A 209-nucleotide genomic window follows, 5' to 3' on the forward strand; every position below is an offset into this window, starting at 1 on the left:
TTTGAAAAGGGCAAAACGGGCAGCGACGAAAACTGCCGGAGAGGCGGCAGCCTCGGAGGATGAGATTTCCATCCTGCAATTCCGCATCTGGCTGCACGACGTGAGCCCGATGGTGTGGCGTAGGGTTCAGGTTCCCTCGACGATGACGCTACGCGAGTTTCATGGCGTCCTTCAGGTCGCGATGGGATGGGAAGGCATACACCTTTACC

Annotated in this window: 1 pseudogene; it reads left to right on the forward strand. The window is 57.9% G+C overall.

Annotated features, from left to right (window positions below):
* Nucleotide 1: 1 nt before the first annotated feature.
* Nucleotides 2-209, forward strand: a pseudogene (locus tag EOC06_RS44740) (plasmid pRiA4b ORF-3 family protein); the annotation flags it as partial.

This window comes from Mesorhizobium sp. M7A.F.Ca.MR.362.00.0.0 (assembly GCF_004023175.1).
Classification (GTDB): domain Bacteria; phylum Pseudomonadota; class Alphaproteobacteria; order Rhizobiales; family Rhizobiaceae; genus Mesorhizobium.